Source organism: Tahibacter amnicola, assembly GCF_025398735.1.
Classification (GTDB): domain Bacteria; phylum Pseudomonadota; class Gammaproteobacteria; order Xanthomonadales; family Rhodanobacteraceae; genus Tahibacter; species Tahibacter amnicola.
Map to the genome: position 1 here is coordinate 4087788 of NZ_CP104694.1, position 25206 is coordinate 4112993.

At 67.2% G+C, this 25206-nt stretch carries 6 protein-coding genes and 1 pseudogene (1 of these 7 cut by a window edge); all 7 read right to left on the minus strand.

All coding sequences use genetic code 11. The annotated features are described in order from the left end of the window. Positions 1–7410 (minus strand): annotated as a pseudogene (locus N4264_RS16055) (amino acid adenylation domain-containing protein); the annotation flags it as partial. Beyond that, complete coding sequence (locus tag N4264_RS16060) at positions 7362–7976, minus strand: DUF6817 domain-containing protein (protein WP_261693249.1); 615 nt, start codon at positions 7974–7976, stop codon at positions 7362–7364. The pseudogene N4264_RS16055 and the gene N4264_RS16060, both read right to left, overlap by 49 nt. Continuing rightward, entirely contained in the window at positions 7973–12082 is a 4110-nt protein-coding gene (locus tag N4264_RS16065; protein ID WP_261693250.1) for a non-ribosomal peptide synthetase, read from the minus strand. The genes N4264_RS16060 and N4264_RS16065 overlap by 4 nt, the downstream gene beginning before the upstream one ends. Further along, positions 12079–13008 carry a TauD/TfdA family dioxygenase gene (locus N4264_RS16070; protein ID WP_261693251.1) on the minus strand — a complete coding sequence of 310 codons (930 nt, stop codon included), beginning with the start codon at positions 13006–13008 and terminating at the stop codon, positions 12079–12081. The genes N4264_RS16065 and N4264_RS16070 overlap by 4 nt, the downstream gene beginning before the upstream one ends. Continuing rightward, complete coding sequence (locus N4264_RS16075; protein WP_261693252.1) at positions 13008–17639, minus strand: non-ribosomal peptide synthetase; 4632 nt, start codon at positions 17637–17639, stop codon at positions 13008–13010. The genes N4264_RS16070 and N4264_RS16075 overlap by 1 nt, the downstream gene beginning before the upstream one ends. Beyond that, positions 17639–24148: a non-ribosomal peptide synthetase gene (locus tag N4264_RS16080; RefSeq protein WP_261693253.1), complete on the minus strand. Its 6510-nt coding sequence runs from the start codon at positions 24146–24148 to the stop codon at positions 17639–17641. Before N4264_RS16080 ends, N4264_RS16075 begins: the two co-directional genes overlap by 1 nt. Beyond that, positions 24145–25206: the final stretch of a non-ribosomal peptide synthetase gene (locus tag N4264_RS16085; protein WP_261693254.1), read on the minus strand. 3966 nt of this gene lie beyond the right edge of the window; the window shows 1062 of its 5028 coding nt (coding positions 3967–5028); its start codon lies off the right edge, out of view — the gene reads right to left on this strand; it ends in the stop codon at positions 24145–24147. Before N4264_RS16085 ends, N4264_RS16080 begins: the two co-directional genes overlap by 4 nt.

Consider the following 25206-nt stretch of genomic DNA (forward strand, 5'->3'; position numbering starts at 1 on the left):
GCCGATCTGGTCCAGCAGCGCCCCCCACTGCGCCGCCAACGCGCTCATGTCAGAGCGGTCATACAGGTCGCTGTTGAAGCGCAGGTACCCCTCCAGGGCACCACTGCGCAGCGCCAGGCCGAGGTCAAGATCGTATTCGGAGTGGGTGTAGGCCGGTGCCAGCACCTGAACACGCCAGGGCGATGCCGCCTGTGCCTTCGGAGTATTGTGGAAAACCAGAAAATTCTGCACCACCGGGGCGAATGCCGCGGACGGTTGCACGCCCAACTGCTGAACGACCGCGGCGAACGGATACTCCTGGTGATCAAGCGCACCACTCACGACATCCGCCGCCTGTTCGAGCAAGGCGTGGAACGGGGCCTGGGGATCCAAGCCGATCCGCAGCGCCAGGACGTTGGAGAACTGCCCGACAATGTGCTCGGTACCCGCCAGGCGCCGGTTTGCCGCGGCCGTGCCGATCACGATGTCGCGCCGCCCACTGCCTGCGTGCAACAGCACCGCATAGGCCGCCGCGAGCACCGCGAAGAGACTGGTCGAATGCGCCTGTGCCAATGCCTGGAGCGCTCGCGTGGTTTCACCGCCTACCAGGACATCGATCGCTTCACCCCGGAATTGGCGCCGCACCGGCCGCGGCCGCGCTGCCGCCAGTTCCAGCAGCGGCGGGCTGCCGCGCAACGCATCTGCCCAGAATGCCGCCTGGCGCGTGAGCCAGTGCGCATCGCGCTCCCGTTCCAGTAGCACGGAATAGTCGACATAACCGGCCGGCGACACGTCCTGCGCCGCTGGCGCCTCAGCCACGTACAAGGCTTGCAGGCGCTCCAGCACCAGGCGCCAGGACCATTCGTCCGCAATCAGATGATGCAGCACGATACTCAACACATGGACATCGGCGCTGCGCCGGATCAGGCCGAACCGGCAATAGCCGGGCCGGCGCAGGTCAAACGCCTGCGCACGCCATTCGCGCAGCAGCGCGGCTTCATCCACGAGCACGTCTGTCGCATCCACTGCGATCCATTCGGGCTGCACATCCAGGGAGGTCTGTTGCGAAAGCGTACCGGCGGTTTCCACGATGACGCAGCGCAGTTGGTCCTGCTCGAGGTACAGCGCCGCGATCGCGCGCCGCAACCGCGCCACATCGAGCGCGCCCTGCAGCACCACGGCAGCGGAAATATGGTAGGTGGCGCCGGTATCGCCGCGGCGCTGCGCCAGCCAGATGCCCTCCTGGTACGGGGACAAGGGTCCTTCGCGGCGAAGCGTCGGCGTCACTGCCGGCAGTGGAACGGCCGGTGCACCGGATCGCTGCAGGCGCCGCGCGATACCAGCGACCGTGGCATCGCGGAACACGTCGCGCAGTGGCAGATCGGCGCCGCTGCTGCTGCCCAGTAACGCCACCAGTCTTGCGGCGAGCAGGGAGTTTCCGCCCGACAGGAAGAAGTCGTCATTGGCTTGTGTGACGGGTCGCCCCAGCAGAGTCGCGAATGCGTCGGCCACCACTCTTTCGAGCGGGGAAAACGGCACATCGGCTACTGTCTCTGTCGTGATCACGGGTACCGGCAAACGCCTGCGGTCCAGCTTGCCGGAAGCCGTGGTGGGCAAGGCTTCCACCACACTGATATGGGCCGGCACCATGTAGGCCGGCAACCGCTGCGCCACCGCCGCACGCACGGCCTCCGCCGGTACCGGCGAGGACGTCGCGGTCGGTACGATGCACGCAAAGAGCCGGTCGCCGACAACATGCGCCGCGGCATTGGCGACACCGTCCAGCGCACGCAGTGCGGCTTCGATATCGGCGAATTCGATGCGATAGCCGCGCAGCTTAACCATGCCGTCACGGCGCCCAAGGAAGCGCACCGCACCACTGGACAGACGCACGACGCGATCGCCGGTGAGGAATTGGCGCGCGCCGTTCTCGCCCGGGACGAATCGCTCGGCCGTCAGCCGCGGCAGCCCGTGGTAGCCCGTGGCTACCAACGGACCGGCGAGCACCAGTTCACCCGGCATACCGACGGGGCAATCGTGCCCATCCGCATCGACGACATGCCAGTACGTGCCCGCCAAGGGGCCGTCGATGTCTACTACGGCGCCGCCCCCTACCGTCGGCACTGCGTCGATAGCGGCCGCGGCAACCCAGATAGTCGCTTCCGTCGGACCGTACATGTTCCACACCGAATCAGCGACGGAATGCAGTGTCGCCGCCAGATCGCGCGGCACGGCCTCGCCGCCCACCAGGGCGTGGCGCAAGCGCAGGCCGTCCAGGTACGGTCGCAGCAGTTGCCAGGCCGACGGCGTAGCCTGCAGCACCGTTGCATCGGCCAGCGATCGGGCGAGCGACTCCGGATCCTGCCACGCCGAGTCGGGAGCGACGCGCACTACACCGCCACAGACCAGGGGCAGAATCAGTTCCAGCAGCGAAATATCGAAACCGACACTGGATGTGGCCAGCAGCACGTCAGATGGTGTCAGTGCCAAACGCGCCGACACGGTATCGAGAAATGCCGCAAACGCCATCCACGGCACCACGACCCCCTTCGGCCGGCCGGTGCTGCCGGATGTGTAGATGAGATAGGCCGGTTGTGCAGGCGCGGGAACCAGCCAGTGCGCCGGCAAGCGCTGCACGCCTTCCGCTTCCAGGCTGCGGACGGACAGGCACGCCGTGCCCTGGAATCCCCGCTCGTCGGCGGCGCCATCGTCAACCAGGACGCAGACCGGTTGCGCGTCCTGCACGATGGCTTCACGCCGCGCCGGTGGCAGCGTGGGATCGATCGGCACATACACCAACCCCGCCCGCCAGATCGCAAGCAAGGCGACTACCAGGTCCGCGCCGCGCGAGTGACACAGCGCCACGCGTTCGCCGATGCGGTGGCGGTCACCCAGTGCCGCAGCCACGGCATCGACGCGCTGTCCCAACCTGGTCCGGCTGAGCACGACGCCCTCGGACTGTACGGCGTCAGCCTCCGCGCATTGCGCTCGCCAATCGTCCAGACGTTTGAACAGGGGCGGTACCGCAGGCGCCGATCGACCGGCCAGAATCGGCGCCTCACCCAGACCGTGTGCACCCAGCAACGCCCCAGGGCGCTGCGACTGGTCGGCCACTACCGCCACCCACCAATCGACCAGACGCTGCGCGGTTGCCGCGCCGATACGGTCGCTGCGGTACTCCAGGATGCAGGTCGCTTTGGTCGGGCTAGTCTCGATCGCACAGAACCCGTCGTAGTGCCCTACCGCTTGGGTCGGACGCTCCACGTGTGCCACAACACCGGGCACCTGCAGCGTCGTGGACGAACCGTCCGCCGCGTCGCGCTGGGTAAAGACGATGTTGAACCAGGGTTGCAGGCGGTCGTCGCTGCGAGGTATGGCATCGGCCAGCGTATCGAAGGGAATATCGCGCAGGGCCCACAGTCGCGCGAGTTCGCCGTGCACCCGGCGCCACAGGTCGGCCGCCGGAATCGCGGCATTCATGCGCACGCGCAGCGGCAGCACATGGAAAAAGAGACCGATCACTTCTTCCAGCTCAGGGGCTGCGCGATCTGCCATCGGTGTGCCGATGACTATGTCGTCGCAGCCGGAAACCTTGCGCAGGACCGCCAGGAAACCGCCCAGCAATGCCGCGAACAGACTGACACCCGCAGCTGCAGCCTGCGAACGCAATCTGTCCAGAATTTCCCCTGGCAGTTCCGCGCGCACCACGGCGGCGCCGCGCTGAGCCGTCGCCCCGTCAAATGCCGGATCCAGCTCAATGCGCGGCTCGCTATCGGCGAGATAGCGTTGCCATTGTATCTGCAGCTGCCTCCCCTTTTCACCTTCCAGCAATGACCGCTGCCACGCGGCGTAGTCCACGTATTGCACGGGTAAGTCGGCGGACACCGCGGACGCGTCACGCAGGTGCGCGGCCAGTTCCTTGAAGAAGATTTCCAGTGACCAGGCATCGACCGCCACGTGGTGGAAGGCCAGGAGCAATTCCCATTGTCCGGGTCCCACCGCGCCCAGGCGGGCGCGCAGCGGCAGTTCGGTGGCGAGGTCGAACCCACGCGCAAAGAAGGCACTGCCGTCGAGGGCGTCGGCGCACTCCAGAAACGGTTGTGGTACCGACGCCACCTGTGCGAGTGGTAGGCCATCGACACTGACAATGTACGAGCGCAGCACTTCGTGGCGCCGCAGGATGGCCCGCAGGGCACCATCGATCGCAGGTGGATTGACGTCACCAGCCAGGCGGATCCGCAGCGGGATGGTCAACGCCTGCGGTTCGAGCAGTTGCGCGGCGATCCACAAGCGCTCCTGCGCCGGGGACAGACGCGTCAGGCCCGTCCGCTGGGCACGCGAAATCGGCGGCAGCGATGGCGCCTGATGCATAACGGCCTTTGCCAGTCCTGCCGGAGTCGGGTGTTCGAAAATCACTTCCGCCCGAAGCCGGCAACCCAGCTCCCGGTTCAGTGCACCAATGGCACGGATCGCCAGGATCGAATTGCCGCCCGCGGCGAAGAAGTCCGTGTTCGGGCCGAGATTGGCGCGACCCAGCAAGTTCCCCAGCAACGCACCGATGCGCCGCTGCGCCGGCGTTGCGTCGGGGTCGGCGTCCGCTTCCGGTGCACTGGCCGCCTGCGCTTCCAGTGCCTTGCGGTCGAGCTTTCCGTTGGTGAGCCGAGGCAGGAGTGCCAGGGCATCGATGAAGGCGGGGACCATCGCCGAAGGCAGCGCATCCCGGCAGCATGCCTCGGCAACACGTGTGTCCGCCGCCATCGGTGCGACGAACGCATGCAGACGCAGCACGGCACCGTCTGCGCCACGCACCGGCACGACGCACGCATCGGTCACGCCGGGCACCTTCCGCAGGCATTCCTCGATCTCGCCTGGTTCGATACGGAAACCGTTGAACTTGACCTGCCCATCGATTCGGCCCAGGAACTCCAGGCACCCATCGGGCAGCCAGCGCCCCAGGTCGCCGGTGCGGTAACAACGCGCGCCGGGCGTCTCGGCGTACGGATCGGGCAGGAAGCTCGCCGCGGTTTTCGCCGGTGCGTTGCGGTAACCATCGGCAATGCTGGCACCATGGATCACGATCTCGCCGGGAATCCCGATACCCGCCATTTCCCCGTTTGCATCGACTACCCGCATACCCACGTGCGGCAGTGGCCTGCCGATGACCGACGCCGCCACGCCACGACGGCGCAGATCATTCGCCAGGCGCGGATGGACGACGACGCCGATGGTGGTTTCCGTCGGGCCGTAGTGATTGACGATGGCGCAGCCGGATGCCGCTTCATACACCGCGTGCGCCAGGCCGGGCGGAACGGCCTCGCCGCCGACAAGAAGGCACCGTCGCGGCAGAAAGGCGCCGGAGGGATCCAGCGCCAGCAGGCTCGCCACCAGGCTGGGCACGGTCTTGAGCACGTCCACCGGAGCGATCCGCAGCGACTCCAGCAACCGCTGCGGATCGGCCAGCTGGTCGCGACCGATCAACCGCAGTTCACCGCCGGTGGCCAGGGCGCCGAACAGCGCGGTGTAGGTGAGGTCCGCGGCAAAGGTGCCGATGCCGGCCCATGCCAGCGGTTCTTCGAGGGCCAGGGTCCTCGTCAGGTTGGCAACGTAGTGCGCCAGGTGCCGGCGCGTCACCACCACGCCCTTGGGTGTTCCGGTGGAGCCCGACGTATAGACCAGGTAGGCCGGCAATGCTGTAGCGTCAATGGCGATCGTGTCATGTGTCGGTGAAAGACCTGACGAATCCGGCGCCGCCTCGACGCAGACGGCCGCCTGCGCGTCCGTGAGCACGGCATCACGTCGCGCAGCGGGCCATGCGGGATCCAGGGGCACGAATGCCGCGTCGCAGGCAAACGCACCAAGCATCGCAACAACCTGGACAAAGGGATCCGGCGTACAGATGGCAACGCGCGCACCCGGGCATGCGCCCTGCCGGCGAACTTCCGACGCCATCTGCGCAACCGCGTGCGCGAGCGCGGCATAGGTGAGCGTCCGGGCACCATCGCGCAGCGCGATGCGGTCTGGCGCCAGGGCGACCTGCCGTTGGAACAAGGCAAAAATGTCCGGTACGTCCGCCCGTGGCAACGAGGGCCGCACCCAGCGCCGGAGCATCGCCTGCTCTTCCGGACCCAATGCATCGGGCATACGGTCGCAGGCTTGCGGAGCGCCATGCGCGTTCACGCGCGCGGCGAAGCGGTCCACCAGCACGGCAATCGCTTCCCTATCGAAGTGCGCCGCGTCGAACCGCCATTCCAATGCAATGGCATTCCCCGGCCCGCTCATGCCTTGCAGGTGCAGCGCACTCTCCAGTGTTTCGTCGGCGCACCACGCCACGCGAACGGCCTGGCGCGGATCGCTGTTGCCGCGTAGGGCCAGGGAAAATGGCGAGCGCCGGCTGCCGCGACGGGCCAAGTGAACGGGAAGGTCAAAACGCAGCGCCCATTCGGCGGCATGGTCGATCGCGCGTTGGGCCAGCTGGGCTCGCCGCCGCACTGTTGCGGTGGCTGTCGTGGTCATTGCGATCGGGAAGGAAATGGCGAATCGTCCCGGACAGCGATCCAGTGCTTCCAGCGGGCGTGCGTCGATGCCCAGATCCAGGTGAACGGCACCGTCCGGCACAAAATCCTGCAGCACACTGGCCCACAGCGCGGCCAGCGTCGCGTCGAGCGAGGTCTGCGTCGCCATCGCGATCCGGCCGATCGCATCGCCCAGATCGGTACGGCGCAACGCGGCGGGCCGGCGCGCCGCAACCGGCGCGGCATAGGCAATGACCGTGGGTCCGTTATCGCGTTCGGGCGCGTCGTCCGGCAAGGCGACAGACAGCGGTTCCGCCGCGGCATCGGCCATCCAGGATGCGACGTCCGCGTACTGCATCGGCACTTCGCCCGGCGTTCCGGAAGCCAGTGCTTCGGCCAGCGTATCCGCGAACACAGCTACGCATTTCGTATCAAAGGATGCTGCGTTCACGACCATCACCAGGCGATGGCCTTCCGCGTGCGGTACCAGCGCGGACCAGAGCCCCGGTGCGCACTCGGCAAGCTGTGCCCAGACGGCCTCGGCCACGCCTTCCGGCTCATCCTGCGTCGCATCGGCACTCACCACCGGCAAGGGCACTGCCGCGACGACGGACGCGCGCTGCACGGTTTGACCTAGGTATTCCTCGTAGCGCGTCCGCAGCACCTCCCAGGAGGCGACGACCTGCGCAAAGGCGCGGTTGACCGCCTCCGCGCTGTAGCTTGCGTCGATGTCGAACACGCCGCGCACGCGTCGCTGGCCGTCGCCAGCAGCGAGCAGCGCTTTCTGCAATGGCGACAATTCGCAGGGATCTGCGTCGTCGGTGGGGAAAGGCGTCTCGTCTGCCAGTGCGTTCATACCGGAATCGTCATTCAATCGTGGGGGCGGCGGGCCAGCCCGACCCGGACCAGGACGCGCCATGCATACACGGCCACGCGCGCGGCGACGGTGCTGCGCAGGTGGCGCCGGCTCTCGTCCTGCCAGCGTGCGCGTGCGGGTTCGGCCAACAGACGCTCGACGCGCTTCCACATGGGCGCCTGAAGGGTCTGCACTGCACGCCCGACCCACCAGCGCGACGGAAACTGGTCGAGCGTATTGGCGAGTACCAGGTGCAGCAACGCGCGATGATCGACCCCGTCCAGCGCTTCAGCCGGCACATCGCGAAAGCGAATGGCCGAGGGAGTGGTCGCGTCAAACAGCGAGCGGTGCCTGACGCGACAGAACAGATACACCAGGCGCTCCACCGCGGGACCGACCGCCGCACGCACAGTGTCACGCTGAGCGAGCGTCGCCGCGCCGGCGAATGTGGCCGTGCCGTAGACGTTGTGGCACAACGCCGCCGCACGCAGGGCTTCGTCCAGCCCCCAGTCGAACAACAGGTCACGCGTGCCGATGACGTGGTCCCGCACGGTGCGATCCGAATGCGCGCTGTTGGCGCCGTCGAACTGGTCCAGCAATGCCAGCGCCGCCTGCTCCAGTGGCGTCATGGGGCGTCCTGCCCTGTCCCGGTCATTCCCGCCAGCACGCGACGCGCACCGGTGTAGCTGCGCCGGCCATGGCTGTACAGCTGATTGTCCAGTACGAGCAGGTCATTGCGCTGCCAGCCGAAGACGACTTCGTTTGCCGCATACGCACGGCGGATTGCCTCCAGATCGTCGGCGGCAATCGGACTGCCATCGCCGAAACAGGCGTTGCGCGGCAGCGACTGCTCGTCGAACAATTGGCGCAGATCGCGCTCCACCGCCGCCCCCAGCGACGACACATGGAACAGGTGCGCCTGGTTGAACCACACCCGTGCACCGGTCGGTGAATGGGTCCGGACCGCAGGCAAGGTCTGCCAGGTGCGCAGGACGTCGTTCTGCAGCCACTGCCACTGCATGGCGTGCGCGCGACAATACGATTCCACCTCGTCGCGCGCGGCTGTCTGGAACGTCTCCTGCCAGGACAGGCCGATGCCGCGGTGGTAGTTGCGTACATACATCACGCCACGCGCCTGGAAACGTTCCAGGGTCACATCAGGAATGGCAGCCAGCACACGACGATTGTCGGCAATCGGCGTTTCACCGCCGGTCGCGGCAACCTCGCGGCTCCAGAACATGATCCGTTCCGGCCAGCGCGCTGAATAGGCGTTCTCACTGTGCAGCGGGATCTGCGCATCAGCCGGGTATTCGGTCGATGTATAGACGTGGTTCCGCACCTGGGTACGCGGCGTGGAGCGATTTTCGTACGCCACCATCGCCCCTTGCCCGAGGAGCCCCACACAGGCCTCGAATTCCTCGATCGGCAGCTCGGCAAATCCGCGGAACAGGACGGCGCCGTGCTGCGAAATCCGTGCGTGGATAGCGGACGCGTGCTGCGTGATCCAGTCACGCAGCGATGTGGACAGCGACGGCGCAGACACGCAGTGAAGGCCATCCGGCGATGCCGGGTGCTCCGCCACGGAATTTGCACCAGTGACACTGCGGCGTCCCGCACCGGCCAGACGCGCCGCCAGCGACTGCGTACGCGCCTGTTGCTCAGCCTGGCGCTGCCCATGCAGCGCAGACCGGATCGACGCCATGTCGCGCGCCGGGTCTTCCGCGAGGAAAGTGAGCAGCGCCCGGCAATGATCCGTCCACTGTCGCACGTGCGCCTCTTCGTATACCGCTGTGTCGGCGTCCAGGTGAAGTTCCAGTCCGTCGGGCCCGGCCTGGGCCGAGATCAGCAGCGGAAACTTCACGCCCGCACGCTCGACCGGCACGTACTCCACCCGGCAGTCGCCGCCGAAATCCGGGGTCGGGAGCCACTCGCTGTAAACGAACCGCACATGCGAATGTGCTCCGCTGGCCATTGCCGGCGTTGCGGCGATCACCTGCTCGAAGGCGACATCCTTGTTTTCCAGCACACCGGTGCTGCGCGCGCCGACGTCGCGCACGATGTCGACCATCCGGCGCTGGCGCTCAACCGGAACCGTGTACAGCACGCTATTGAGAAAGTAGCCGCACACGCCGTGGAGCGCGTCATCGTCCCGTACCGCCATCGGCACGGCAATGCGTACCAAGGGCAGATCAGCGGCAATCCCCAGCGCCATGCCGATCGCAGCCAGCACCAGCGTGTGCATCGACACCTGTTGCGCGGCGGCCGCGGCGCGCAATGCCTCGGTCGATGCCGAGTCGAGCCGGGTACTGCGACGCAGCACGCCCGCCGTCCCGGTACCCGAGCGCCGCGGCAGCTCCGGCAAAGCCGGTGCGTCGGCGTGCACGCGGGCCCAGTAGTTCAGTTGCACGGCGTTGCGTTCGGCCGACACGGCGTGCTGGCGGGCGCTGAACGCCGCGTAGGCATCCCGCGGCGGCGGCGACGGCAAGGCCGCCACACCGTGCGTGTACGCCGTCGACAACTCGTCGATCAGCCGCGACGTCGACCACTCATCGATAAACAGGTGGTGCAATCGCAGCACCAGGCAGGTGCTGCCGGACGGCTCGCGCAGCGCGTGGACGGCAACGACAGGGCCCCGCTCCAGGTCCAGCGGCTCGGCCGCGATCTGTCGTATGCGCAGTGCCACGTCCAGCGGCGACTCCCGGTGCCACTCCCACAGCGGATCCTGTCCGACCCGCTGCCGGATCGCCTCGCCGTCCCACGCCAGCGTCGTGTGGAAAATGCCGTGGCGCGCAATGACACCGGCGAATGCGGCACGCAGGCGCTCCTCGTCAACCGAACCGTGCAGGCGCAGCGCCACGGGCACAAGGTATGGATCGGCCAGTCCACGACGGCGCGCATTCAGCGCAGCGCGCCACAGGGGCTGTTGCAGCGGCGACAAAGGCGCATCGGTTACTTCGCTGGCCGCCGCTGCCGGCGGCGTAGCAACATCCGCACCTGCCATCGCCGCATCAATCGCCCCCGCAATGCGGCGCGGCGTTGACAGCGCAATCAGCGTCGCCAGGGGAATGCTGGCGCCAAACTGCTTCCGGATCTGGCCACGAAGGCGAATAGCGAGCAGCGAATGGCCGCCGACCGCGTGGAAGTCGTCGTCCGGACCGAAATCGCCGTGCTGCAACAACGCCGACCACAACCGCAGGACCGTCGCCGTAGTGGCGTCCACGTCCACAGCTGGCACAGGAGCAGTATCCGCCAGGACTGCCAGGTGCGCGGTATCGAGCTTGCCATTTGCCGTCAGCGGCATCTGCGCCACCGCAAACCAGTGCGCCGGGCGCAGGGGCTCCGGCAGATGCTGTTGCGCGCTGGCGCGCAAACCGGCAAGCGTCGTGCCGGTCTCCAGCCGCACGTAGGCGCGCAGCTCGCGGTCGCCGTCGGGCAAGGCCACCGCCTCTACGGCGGCTTCGGCGACGCCGGCGAGTGCCTGCACCCGCGCGCGCACGTCGCCGAGTTCCACGCGATGTCCCCGGATCTTTACCTGTTCATCACGACGCCCGACATAGCGCAGGTATCCCTGCGCATCGACATAGCCGTAGTCGCCAGTGCGGTACGCGCGCGCGCCGGGCTGGCTCGCTGCCGGATCCGGCACGAAACCTTCCGCGGTGCGACGCGGCAGTCCGCGATAGCCCCGCGCCACACCGGCACCGGCGATCAGGATCTCGCCGGTTTCACCGTGCACCACCGGTCGAAGCCATGCATCGACGATGCGGATCGACGTCGCGTCGATCGGCGTACCGATCGGCAGCGAACCCTCATAGCGGGCCACGGACGCCGTGTAGATCGTGCTTCCGACCACGGTTTCGGTAGGACCGTATTCGTTGTGGATTCGGTATCGCGGGAACAGCGCCGCCGCGGCGCGCTGCACATCGCCCAGCAGTGCCTCTCCGCCCAGCACCAGTTCGCCCGAGGACTCGAACACAGACGCGCCGCGTTCCACGGCGATGGCCGCCACCTGGCTGGGCGTGAGCTTGACCAACCAGCGTCCGCGCAGGTAATCCAGTGATGCCACCAGCCCGGTGATTTCGCGACCCGGCGCGACGATGTGCACACAGCGACCGCGGACGATGGGGAGCAACAACTGCGTAATCGCCGCGTCGAAAGCCGGGTTGAGATGCGCCACAGCCCCCTCCAGCGCATCCATGTCGTAGTGGCGCGCGGCCCAGGCGAGGTAGTTACACAAGCCGTCACGGCGTACTTCCACGCCCTTGGGCGTGCCGGTCGAACCGGAGGTATAGAGCACGTACGCCAGGTCGCCATCGGACTCACGCCCCTGCAGCGGCTGCGCTGCGACTGGCGAAAGAGGCTCGATGCGCAGCAGCGCGGAAGTACCCGGATTGGCACGCAGGATGGCGCCGGCGTTTGCCATACGCGCACGGTCCAGCGCGTGCGTACCGCTGACGATCACGAAAGCCCGGCCCGCACGCAGACAGGCGCACAGGGCCAGCACCAGTTCCAGACTGCGTTCGATATCCACCGCCACGACCGCATCCGGCGGGTAATCCGCACGCAACGCCGCCGCGACACAATCCATGTGCCGGGCAAAGGTCGCAAAATCAACGCTACGCGTGCCGTCTTCCACCGCCAGGGCGTCGCCGTATTCACCCAGTCCCGCCAGCGCCGGTGCTAACTGCCAGCCAGACCGCTGCGCGCCCGTCAGCTCAGAATTCACGTGCGCGTTCATACGGAATCTCCTTCGGCGACATAGCGCCCCATGGCCACGTGCAATTCACGCGGGCCGGCATACGGATTGCGACCATGCGCCAGCAGCACGTTGTCGACGACCAGCACATCGCCGGCCGCCAGGGGCACACTCCATTCCAGTCGCTCATAGACCGTGTTGATGTGGTCCATGACGTCATCGTCGATGGCGCTGCCGTCGCCAAACCGGCAATCGCGCGGCAACGCCTCGTCGCCGAAGGCGTCACGCAGTTCCTGCCGCACGTCAGCGCCCAGAAACCAGGGATGCCAGTGCTGGGCCTGGTTGAACCAGCAATCCTCGCCCGTAACAGCGTGGCTTTCCACGGCCGGACGGATGCTGCGCGTCTGCAGAACGTCATCGTCCAACCAGCGGAACGCGATACCACGCGACCGGCAATGCTGTTCGGCCTGTGCGGCCGTCGACACCTGCAGTACCTGGCGCCAGTCCAGGCCAACGCCCAGGCCCATCGTACGCACATAGCACACGCCCTTGGCACGAAACTCGGCGACGACGTCAGGATCGATAGCGGCCAGTACCGCGCGGCTGTCGACCAGCAGTGTCTCGCCACCCCGGTCGGCCGGGCGCACGCTGCGGAACGCGATGATGTCGGGCCAATCGGCGTTGAAGGAGTTCTCGTTGTGCCAGACCAGCTTCTGTTCCGGCGCGTGCAGTACCGGTGTGTAGATATGCTCAGTCGCACCCAGCGCGACGTGCTCACCGTTTTCACGCATCAGCGCGGGTGCGAAGCATCGCACCAGCCGCGCAAACGCCTCGGGAGAATCGCAGCCGGACTGGCGAAACAGTAGCGCGCCGCTGACGTGCAGCTGCCGGCGCAGACCGTCGCGATGGGTGACCAGGTAGGCATCCAACGGCTCCGGCAAGGGTCCAATGACAGTGTGACGCTGCATCAGCCGACCACCTCTTCCGGGCGGCGAACCGCGACGGCATCCAGACCCGCCAGGCAGATGCTCCGCCAGCGTGCCGCCAATTCCTGCATCCGGGCGCGGCCGGTATGCGACGGCATGAACTGCACCGTTCCGGCAAGCGCGTCGCCGCTCGCGGCAAGCTGGAGATTGATCGCGCACTTGGCTTCGACCGCCTGGCCGCGTACGCGAGTGACCACCAGGTCACCCCAGTCGCCGGCGCTCATAGCCTGGCCGACGTAGGTGAAGTTGATCGGTACCGCAGCACCGCTTCCAGTGCGCGGCAGGAGACGCCGGACGTAGCTGTAGGGAACGTCCTGCCGGGAGAGTGCGGCGCGCAGGCGCTCGCGGGTCAGGGCCAGCGTTGCTATCGCCGGCGCAGCACGGCAGGCGTTGTTGCGAATGGGCAGCAGATTCACGAAATATCCGATCGTCGTCGCGTCTTCCGGACGCGTACGACCGCTGCACGTCGTGGTGATGACCAGGTCGTCACATTCGAACACTTCACTGCAGGCGCGGAACCAGCTCGCCAGCAACCATTCGAAGCGACTGCAGCCGGCAGCCGCGCTGACCCGATCCAGCTGCGCACATTCACCCGCCGTGAATACGACGGGCACGGCGCAAAGCGTGGTACCTGCTGCCGGGTCGTCCGGTGCGCCCAGGTGCGGCGGTGTGGCGTAGGAGGCCAGCTCCTCACGCCAGGCAGACAGCGCCGCCTCAAAGGCCGTACTGCCGACGAAGGCGCCCTGCCGGCGCGCATGTGCGAAATAGCCGGTGTCCGGGATCACTGGCGGCAGCGCATTTCCGGCGCAAAGGGCGACATAGTCGCTGCGCAGATCAGCCATCAGCGTCGGCAGTGACAAGGCATCGCAGGCAATATGGTGAATGATGAGCTGGATGGCGTGTCCGTCGCCGTCCTGCAGGACGCGGATCCGCAATGGGGTTTCGGTCTCCAGGTCGAACGACTGCGCCGTGCCCTGTCGCTCCCACGCCTCGCGCGAGAGATCGCCGCCGACGGCATCAAAACGTACCGGCACATCCGCGTTGCACAGGCGCTGGATGAATTCGCCATCTTCTTCGGCATAGGTGCAGCGCAAGGCCAGGTGCCGCTCCGCCAGACGCTGTCCGGCCCGGTGTAACGCATCACGTCGCAGCGGACCTTCGACATCGGCGATCAGGCTGATCGCGTAGGCGCTGCTATCGGGGGCAAGCAGCGCCTCGTAGAACAGATCCTGCTGCAGCGGTGACATCGGCCAGATTCCGTCGCCCACGGCCTCCTGGCGCTGCACGTCCACCGGTGAATCAACGCCGGACCGGATGGCGCGGGCTGTCGCACCCACGGTGGGCTCGACAAAGAATGCTTTGAGCGCCAGATGCGCGCCCCATCGCGCCTGCACCGCATGCCAGACAGCCATCGCGCGCAACGAATCACCGCCGGCAACGAAGAAGTCCGTGTCGGGTGTTTGCGCGTGCACGCCAGCGATATCGCGCCAGATCGCGGCGATCTCGCGCTCGGTCGTCGTCCACGTCTGGACGACACTCACCGGCACCGTCGCTGCCGACGGATCCGGCAGCTGGCTCCAGTCAACCTTGCCATTCGGATTGAGCGGCAATTCCGGCACCACCCATACGTGCTGCGGACGCATGTATCCGGGTAGCGCCGCAGCCGCACGGGAACGCACCGTCGCCGCATCGAGTGTGCTACCCGCCGCGGCCACCACGTATCCGCAGATGCAGCGGCTGCCCGACATATCCGGACGTACCGCTACACGGCACTGGACGACACCTTCCATCGTCCGGATGACCGATTCGATCTCCTCCAATTCGATGCGGTAGCCGTTGATCTTTACCTGGGCATCCTGCCGACCGATGAACTCCATCGCGCCATCTGCGAGACGCCGCACGAGGTCGCCGGTGCGATACAGGCGATCGCCGGGCTTGCCGGAGGGATCCGGCACGAAGGCCACAGCCGTACGCGCACCGCGGCCCAGGTAGCCCAGGGCAAGGCCAGGCCCGCCCACATGGAGCTCGCCGGTAGCCCCTACCGGCACGGGCTGGCCCTGTGCATCCAGGATGCGTGCCACATCGGTCCGCAGCACGCGACCGATGGGAATCGGGCGTACGCCAACGGCGTCAGCGCGGCTGACTTCATGGCCACTGCTGAAGGTGGTGTTTTCCGTCGGCCCGTACACATGCACGAACCGCGTCTGTGGACACGCCTGGACAGCCGTGGCCACACAGGCATTCGTGACGGCCTCGCCGCCAAACAGTACTGTTCCGAGTTTCGCAAACACACCAGGCGACGCAACAGCCAGCCGATTGAACAACGCAGTCGTGAAGAATGCCGCATCGATGCGTTCGTTGTGGATCAATGCCTCCAACGCTACCGGGTTGAGCAGGGTGTCGCGGCCGGCGACGACGACACAGGCGCCCTGCAACCAGGTGCTCCACAGTTCGTAGGTCGCGGCATCAAACGCCAGCGTGGCCGACTGCAGGCAATGCTGGCCGGGTGTCAGCCGCAGCCACGATTCCGCGCCGGCCAGCCGGGCGACGGCGGCGTGGCTGACGACGACGCCCTTGGGCTGCCCCGTCGATCCCGAGGTAAAAATAGCGTACGCCGGATGGGAGCAGGGCGCGGTCACCGGCACAGGCGTTGCGCCGCCGGATGTTCCCTTTTCCGCCTCGAACAATGCGTCGGCCGCATCCACCACGCGTATCGGCGTGGCCGGAAGGTGGGCACGCAGGGCCGCATCGGCCAGGATCAGCGCCGGCGAGGCATCGTCCAGCATGGAACCGATACGCTCGGCCGGGCTCGCCGGATCCAGCGGCACGTAGGCTGCGCCCGCTTTCACGATCGCAAGGAGGGCCACATACGTTTCCACTACAGGCGTTGTAGAAATAGCGACAAACGCACCCGGCGTCACGCCCTCCCCGCACAGCCATCGCGCCAGCAGCGCGGCACGGCGATCCAGTTCCGCGAAATCCAGGCGTGCTTCTCCGACGACGAGCGCGGGGAGCACCGGGTGCGCGGCAGCGACAGTCTCGAATTGCGTACCCAGCGGCAGGGTTTCGCGGATCGCGTCCGCAGCGGCGTCCGCACTGACGGCGACGTCACCGTAGAGCTGCGCCAGTACGCGCGTCGGCGCGGCCACCACCTCGCAAAGCAGCTGACCAAATTGATCGGCCCAACGTTCAATGGTGTCGCGCTCGAACAATCCCGCGTCGAATTCCCAACGGGCGCGCACCGTACCGGAATCACGCGTGATATCCAGCCCCAGGTCGAACTGGGACACCGCGCGGTCCAGCTCCCAGGGCTTGCCGACCTCGCCGCCGAGTGCCAACCGGGCGGCACCGGGTTGCAGTCCTAGGGTCAGCTGGAACAGCGGATGGTGGCTGGCGTCGCGTGGCGCTCCCAGGTGTTCGACAAGCCGCTCGAACGGCGTGGCCTGGAAACCGTGGATGTCCGTGTTGAATTCGCGCACCTTGCCCAGCAGCCCCAGGAAGGTGTCACCCAGCGTGACATCCAGGCGCAGTGGCAACAGATTGACGAAGGTACCGACGATGCGTTCGCTGCCGGGCAGGATGCGATTGGCAAACGGCACGCCGATCACGATCGCCGCGTCCTCGGAGTGGCGCCGCAGCAACAGGCCGTACACGGTCTGCAACGCCATGAACAACGTGGCACCACACTGCCCGGCCAGGTGCTCCAACGCCGCCAGCTGTGATTCCGGCAAGAACCGGATGACCCTGCCTGACCGGTGCCCACGTACCGCACCGCGCGGATGGTCCGTCGAAAGTGTATGCAGTGGCGGAACGGCACCCAGGCGCTGCACATAGGACTGGGCCTGCTCGCGCGCCTGCTCGGCATTGCGCGCCTGGCGCTGCCAGAGCGCGAAATCGCCGTAGTCACAGGCGACATCACTGCCGGGGAGCACAGTGCCCTGATAGGCCGCGGACAATTCAGCCAGGACGATGCCGACAGCTACCGCATCCGCGGCGGTGTGATGCACCACCAGGCACAGCACGGCGTCGGTGTCTCCCAGTACCAGGCGCGCACGCAGCGGCGGTGCACGCGTCAGGTCGAACGGAGCATCGACGAATGCGCCCAGATCCGCCACCAGCGGCGCATCGTCAACGGACAGCACGCCGCCGCGCGGCACGCACGCGAGCGAAAAGGACTCCACTGGCAGCGATTGCCGCACCCAGCCGGACGGCGATTCGACGAACACGGAACGCAACTCGGCGTGACGCTGCATCACCTGGCGCATCGCCGCTTCCAGCCGCGCCGCATCCGGCGCCCGCTCAAAGCGAACGACCATGGGCAGGTGCAGGGCGCGACAGCCGCCTTCGCGGCGCTCCGCGAACCAGAGCGCCTCCTGCTGCCAGGTCAATGGACGCGGCGCATGACGGTCGCTTCGCGCGACCAGCGCTGGCGACGCGGTCGCCGCGGAACCGTCGGCCATCAGCGACAGCAAGGCGGACTTGTTCGCCTTGAGTCCCGCCAGCAACGGGGCGTCCACGGCGCCCGGCGGCGCCTCGTAGCGGAGTTTCTCGCCATCGGCAATCAGCCGGATCCGGCGATCCCTGAGCGTCGCCAGCAGTGCGTTCAGATCCATCACAACTCCCCCTGCTCCAACGCCAGCGCGTCCAGTTCGCCGGACACATCCGTCGACCGGCGCACAGCTTCCAGCAAATGTTTGCGTTCCACCAATCCAGCCAGTTCCACCAGGGATTCGTGCCGATAGAACTCACCAATGCTCAACACGATGCCGTAGTGCTGGTTGATGCGATTGAGTACCCGCATCGCCGACAACGAGCTGCCGCCTCCCAGGAAAAAACCCGAGCGCGCGGTCAATACCGTCGCCGCCGGCAACACCTCTTTCCACATCGCCGCAATGTCTCGAATGTAGGGGTCCGCATCGGTCAGCGCCGGCACGTCCGTTTCGGGACGTACCGGTGCCCCTGGCACCAGCCTGGCCAGCGCGGCGCGATCCACCTTGCCGTTGCCCGACAGCGGCATTGCACCCAGCGCGATGACGTCGCGCGGCAACATGTAGGTCGGCAGATGGACAGCGAGCGCTTCGCGCAGCGCCTGCAGTTCGTCGCGCCCGAACGGACGCGGTGCCGCGTCGGCTGGCAGCGACGAATCAAGGACGAAGGCGACAAGTTGGCGCCCGCCGCCCTCCTCGTGCACGATGGCGATGGCCGAGTCGAATGCACCGGCCTGCCGCAAGGTCGATTCAATCTCTCCCAGCTCGACGCGGTGTCCGGCGATCTTGACCTGATGATCGCGACGACCCACCAGTTCCACCCTGCCCTGCGCGTCGACGCGCCCCAGGTCGCCCGTGCGGTACCGGCGTCGCGCGCTGCCCGGATAGACGACGAAACTCTGCGACGTTCGCGCACGATCACCGCAGTACTCCCGGGCCAGTCCCGCTCCACCGATATGGATCTCGCCCAGCACCAGCGGCGGACACGGCGAACCATCCTCGCGCAGGACTTCAATGGTCTGGTTCGGTAGCGGCTGGCCGTAGGGAATGCTGCGCCACTGCGGGTCGACGTGTTCGATGCGGTGGTAGATCGACCAGATCGCCGCCTCGGTGGCGCCTCCGAGGCTGATCGCCTCGACGCCCGGCTGGTCAACCAGGCGCTGCGCCAATGCCAACGGGATCCAGTCACCGGAGAGCATGACCAGACGCAGCGAAGGCGGCCAGCCATCCGTTGAACTGCCCAGACCGTCGAGCAGGATCTGGTTCAACGCCGGTACGGAGTTCCACACGCTCACGCTATGCGCACGCACCAGCTGCGGCCAGGTGCCCGGGCGCTGCACCTGGTCGTGCGTCGGCAGCACCAGCGCCGCGCCTGCGGCGAAGGTACCGAAGATGTCGTAGACAGAAAGGTCAAAACTCAGCGACGACAGCCCGAAGACCCGGTCCTTGGACGTCACCGCGAACAGCGAATTGATGGCCACCAGCGTATTGGTCACCGCCGCGTGCACCATCACGACGCCCTTGGGCGTTCCGGTCGAGCCGGAGGTGAAGATCACGTACGCCGGGTCGCCCGCGTCCGCAGCAAATGCCTCGGGGGCGAGCGTACTGGAGCAGGCCACATCGGCGATACACAACGGCGCCACGCCGTCGGGCAATGCCTGGTCCGACGAAGCGACGATTCCGATTCGCGCTGCCGCCTGGGTGAGCATCGACCTGACCCGCGCCGCCGGCAACGCCGGATCGACGGGAACATAGGCTCCTCCGGCCAACAGGACGGCGATGACGGCAACGATCTGCTCGACGCTCTTGGCCAGTACGACAGCCACGGTCTCGCCGCGCGCGAGGCCCGTTTGCCGCAGGCGCCACGCCACCGCGGCACTGCGTTGCAGCAGCTGTCCATACGTCACCTGCTCAGCGCCGCAGATCAGGGCCACGCGCTGGGGATGAGAAAGCGCCTGGTGGACGAATCCCGATTCAATCCGTGGCAGTGGGGACGCCGCCGCCGGGGACTCGCTCCGCGCGACAGTGGAAGCTGTGTCCCACGTCATCACAGGATCGACAAGGCGATCCATCAGTGCCGTGTAGGCGGCGAACAGGGTATCGACCAATCCCGGCGCGAATGCATCGTCGACGCTGTTCCAATGCAGGCATACGCCGTCCGCCGCGCGGGAGGTGGTGTGATCCAGGAAGACTTGCGAGGTCTGAGAGTGACGGAATCGCTCGCGCAACACGGTGTCTTCGGCCACGGCTTCGTGATCCAGCGTATCGGTGAAGACAAAGGGCACGAACACCGGCGCACCGCCGCCGCGGCGGCGCCCCAGCTCGCGCAACAGCGACACCGCTCCGTAGGCGCGGTGCTGCAGGTCGCAAGCCAGGCGACGCTGCACGTAGCGGACACGGTCGGCGAAGCTGACCGAAGGCAGTTCCAATTCCACCAGCAGCAGCGATGTGAAATCGCCGACCGTGCGCGCGGCATCCGGCGGCAGCTCGGAACGATCGTAGAGCGTCAGCATGATCGAGAAGCGGCGCTCCTCCGACCATTGCGCCAGCACCTGGGCATAGGCAGTGAGCAGAACAGCAGCCTTCGTCACGCCCAGCGCCCGGGCGCGGCCGTCCAGCCGGGCCCATGCGGAGTGATCCAGCGTGTGTGTCCGCCGACGATACTGCGCTGCGCGCGCGGGCGTTGCCGCCGCTGGCAGCACCGGCCCCAGCCGAAGATCGTCGACACGTGCCAGCCAGTAGCGGCGTGCCGCCTGGTAGGCGTCGCTGTCGCGACGCCGATCGAGGAAATCCACATAGTTCGCGAAGTGGAAGCGCGACGGCGGCGCCAGCGGCTGTTGTTGCAGCAGTTGCCGGAACTCATCGGCCAGGACGCGCCCGCTCCAGAAGTCGACCATGAGCATGTCGACGGCCATATGCACCGTGGCATACGCCTCATCGCGCGAAATCCGCACATCAAACAACGGCCACTGCGCCGGGTCGAACGTGTGCGCACACATGCGCTGCCGCCATTGCAGGCGCAGCGCCGCACTGGTGTCGGCATCGCAATGACGCAGGTCCTGCAGCGCAGGTTGATACTCGCCCACGGCCGAAAGCACGCGCTGTCGGCCGTCCGGCTGCACGATGGCCCGGAGCATCGGGTGCCGGGCAATCAGCATCGACACCGCCGGTGCCACGCGATCCACCAACGCGGCATCGATCTCCAGCTCGACATAGGCCGCCGTCGCCAGCCCGCCACCGGCGAGGCTGGCGGATCGTCCAATCCAGTACGCCTGCTGGACCTCGGTCAGGCCGAACGGCGCAGCCGGATCGGCTTGCGCACATTCGAACGACGGCGAGCCGGACGCCTGCACCATTTCCACCGCCGCGCCACCATCGCGCAACCGGGCGATACAGCCCCGCAGTGAGGGGTCGTCGAACAGTTCGAGCACCGGACAGGAAACGCCGAACACGTGGCCCAGGCGCTCGCACAGGCGTAGCGCCGACAGAGACGACCCGCCGAGCGCGAAGAAGTCCTGGTGCAAGTCCTGCACACGGACGCCGAGCACATCGGACCACAGCGCCGCGACCGCGGCATCGAACGGCGGCAGTGCAACGGTGTTTTCAGCTTCCGGCAGCGGACGCACCAGGCGCGCCGCGTCGATCTTGCCCGCCGCATTCAGCGGCATCGCCGGCAGCGGGACGACATGTGTGGGAACCATCGTCGCCGGCAGGCATTGCTGCAGACGCCGGCGCAGGACATCGGATGACAACGTCGCATCGGCCGCCGTCCAGTACAGGGTCAGGAACGCGTCGCCGTCGGCATCCCATTCCACCACGCAGCGGCACTGGGCCACGTCCGGCCAGCCGACTGCTACGGCCTCCACCTCGGCAGGCGCGAATCGCATACCGCCGATGTTGACCTGCTGGTCTGCACGCCCCAGGTACTGGATGCTGCCGTCGGGAAGGGTGCGGCCCCGGTCGCCGCTGCGCACCGCACGACGGCCGTCCGCAGCGGGAACGAAGCGCAGCGCCGTGGCGGCGGACGCATGGAGATAGCCCAGGGCCAGGTCCGGGCTCTCGATGGTGATATCCCCCGGTTCGCCGTAGCCGGCCACCTGTCCGTCCGCCGTGCGTACCACCAGGGCGGTACCGGCGCCACAGCTGCCCAACGGCACAACGCCGTCTGCGCACGCGCGCCAGGGCTCGCCCGGTTCCACGCACACATACTCGCTCAGGGCGCGTTGTGTCTCGGTCATGCCGTAGAGATTGACCACGCCGCACCGCGGCGCCAGCGTTCGAAGCGCTGCCACATCGCGCCAACGCAACTGGTCGCCACACAGAAACACCCAGCGCAGTGCCGCCGCGCACATGCCGTCCGGATTGTCCGTCGTCGCGTAACGAGCCAAGCCGGGCGTCAGGTTGGCGATCGTCACCTGCTGGGCCGCGAGCCACGGGCCGAGGCGGCCGGGAACCAGGGTCTCCGCGTCGGGAATGACCAGGCTTCCCCCCGTGCAGAGCGGCGTGAACACGTCGCGTTGCAACGGATCGGACATCAACCCGCCGAGCATGGCGAAACGGTCAGCGTCTGCGATGTTGAATCGGGCGCGCAGATGCGCCAGATGCCCCGTCAACGACGCATGCCGGCCCAGCACACCGCGCGGACGCCCGCTGCTGCCCGATGTAAAGGTCAGGCATGCCGGCTGGTCCGGATGCAGGATGGGCCACGCGCCATCACTGGCCTCTGCACATTCGCCCACCATCAGGCACGGGACCGACGCGTCCGGTACACGCGGCCGCAGTGTCTCGTCGGTACAGATCCATGCGGCCGTCGGCAAATCCGCCACGCGCCGCAAACCGCGACCGGAAATCTCATCGGCGTCGACGACGGTGTAAACCAGCCCGCTCTGCAGGCAGGCCAACATCGCCACGGGCAACCGGACGTCGCGACGCGCGAGAATGACGACGATCGCCGATGCCGAGGCATGCAGTGCGAGCAGCTGCACGGCCAGTGCATCCACCTGGTGCTGCAACTGGCGGTAGCTGACTATCCCGTCCGCGCTGACCAACGCAATGGCGTCCGGCCGCTGCGCAACGGTGCGACGGAACAACGACGGCACATCGGTCGGTTCCTGCGTCGGCGACGCATACCGGGGCGCTGTCGCGGCAGCCGCCGGCAATGCGATCTTTCCAATCGACACGGCAGGATCGGTGCAGACGGCCTCCAGCACCGCTGCAAGATTCCCGTGAAGGCGGGCAACGGCAGACTTTCCAAACTGATCGCTACGCGCGTGGTAGCTAACGTTCAGCGCGTCCTGCGCGCGCTGCACATAAATATTGAGCGCAAATTTCCCGTCGGACACCGGCACTGCCACGTCACTCACGGACAATCCCGAGAGCGTCAGCGGCTCTTGCGCAAAATCCAGATAGTTGAGCGCCACCTGCTGCAGCGGATGGTGGGATCCGTACGCCGGGAACGGCGCAACGTCGAGAATCTGCGCCAGCGAGAAGCCGGCATGCGCCGATGTGGCCACGACATCGTCCGCCACGCGCGCAACCAGTTGTGCAAACGTCGGGGCGTCGGCACTGCGGATGCGCAGGGGCAAGGCGTCCAGGAACAGGCCGACAACGCCTTCGTCGCCGGCGTGAATGCGATTGTTCTGGGGGCGGCAGATCACGCCGTCGCCCTGCCCGCTCATCCGGCATAGTACGACGCCCAGCGCTGCCAGCAGGAACTGGTAGGGCGTAACGCCCAGCGCAGCGGCGCAGCGGGCGATAGCCGCAGCCAGCGCCGTCGGCAGTGCGAACACCACTTCGTTCACACGGGCCGGACCGGCGTCGGGCGCATAGGCGCAGGGTGCCGGTACCAGTCCTTCGAAATAGCCGCGCCAGAAAGCCGCGTCGTCGGTTTCGCGTGCCCGGCGATGCCGCTCTACGCGCAGCGCCACGTCGATGAACCGCACCGCCGGTGCCGCTGCCGGTCGACGCTGGGCAACGCGGTCGTCGTAGGCGCGCACCAGATCCCGCTTGAGAATCTGCGCCGACCAACCGTCAGCCGCGATGTGGTGCACGACACACACCAGGATGTGATCGTCCACGCCGCAACGAACCAATCGCGCCCGGAAAACATTCGCCGCTGCCAGGTCGAACGGCTCGGCAACGATGCGTGCGACGGTCTGCTCGATGGCGGAGGCATCCGCGCCGTCCACCGTCTCGACGTCGAGCGGAACGGCAACGGGGTCGATCTCGCTCTGCACGAAAGCATCGCCATCGACGGCGTAGCGCATGCGCAGCGTCGAATGCGTGCGCAGCAAGTCCAGCAAGGCTTCGCGGAGCACCGCGACGCGCAGGTCACCACGCAGGCGGACGGCAAACGGCATGTGGTAGGCCGTGGACGCCGGCGCGGCCAGCTGGCTGCGCAGGATGCCCACCTGGTTTGGCGTCAACGGCGCCTCGCAGGGGCGCTGCGTTTCGTCCGTGGGCGACGACGACTGCTCTCCCAGCAGCGCAATCAGCGTTGCCTTGTGCGCCAGCAACGCCTCGCGCAGGGATGTGTCGACGCAGGTGGTATCGCCCAGGACGCGCAGCCGCCCTTCCACATGATCCAGCCGCAGGCCGCGTTCCTCCAGCGCATGCAGGAGTTCATCGAGGGTCATAGCTCAAGGATTCCTTCCGGTGTCGTGTCCGCGACGTCGCGTCGGATCCGCTCCACTGCGCGAAGGCGATCGATCATGCTGGCCTGCTGCTCCAGGGTACGGGCGCCGAACAACTGGGCGATGTCCAATTGGACGCTCCAGGTTTTCCCGATGGCGCGCCCCAGCTCCAGCACCATCAGGGAATGTCCGCCCACGCTGAAGAAGTCCGAGACGGCGTCAAAGTCGCGGTGCCCCAGCAGTCCTTCCCATACGCGGCCCAATTCCTGCACCGTCGGCGACAGCGTCTCCCACGTCACCGGCGCAGCAGCTGGATCCTCCAGGGACGCCAGCGCGCTACGGTCGATCTTGCCGTTCGGGCCCAGCGGCAGCTGGGGCATGACGGCGATCGTCTGCGGCACCATGTGGTCGGGCAGCTGTGCGGCGAGCGCGCGACGCAGCGCCATGCCCTGCGCCACGGCAGATTGTACAAATGCCGCAATGTGCGCACTCGCCCCGTCCCTGCCCTGGCGCAGCACAGCCGCCGCCACCTCGACGCCGGGCTGACGTTCCAGCGCGCTGACAATCTCGCCCAGCTCGATCCGGAAACCGCGCAATTTGATCTGGTGATCGTTGCGGCCGCGCAAATCGATGCGGCCGTCCGGCAGCAGGCGCGCCAGGTCGCCGGTGCGATACAGGCGATCGCCGGGCCGCCGCGCAAATGGATGCGGCACGAACCGCTCGGCTGTGCGCGACGGTGCGGCAAAGTATCCCCGCGCCAGGCCGCGCCCCGCCAGGTACAGCTCACCGACGCCGCCCCGCGGAACCGGCCGCAGCGACGCATCGAGGATCCAGGCCTCGCTTCCCGGCAGGACGTGGCCAACCGAGGGACTGCCTTCCACATCGTCCACGCGTGCCACAGTCGAATACGTGGTGTCTTCCGTCGGACCGTAGAGATTGAACAGGCACGTGCCGGGACGGGATTTGCGCATCAGCTCGACCAGCGAATCGCTCAGTGGCTCTCCCGCGACGTTGACGGTCTCGACGCCGGCCGGGAGGTTGCCCGACAGCAGCAGCTCACG

Bases quoted from the DNA above. Each gene is read 5' to 3' on its own strand.
- N4264_RS16075 (WP_261693252.1), bottom strand. From the start codon at position 17,639: ATGGATCTGAACGCACTGCTGGCGACGCTCAGGGATCGCCGGATCCGG.
- N4264_RS16070 (WP_261693251.1), bottom strand. From the start codon at position 13,008: ATGCAGCGTCACACTGTCATTGGACCCTTGCCGGAGCCGTTGGATGCC.
- N4264_RS16065 (WP_261693250.1), bottom strand. From the start codon at position 12,082: ATGAACGCGCACGTGAATTCTGAGCTGACGGGCGCGCAGCGGTCTGGC.
- N4264_RS16080 (WP_261693253.1), bottom strand. From the start codon at position 24,148: ATGACCCTCGATGAACTCCTGCATGCGCTGGAGGAACGCGGCCTGCGG.
- N4264_RS16060 (WP_261693249.1), bottom strand. From the start codon at position 7,976: ATGACGCCACTGGAGCAGGCGGCGCTGGCATTGCTGGACCAGTTCGAC.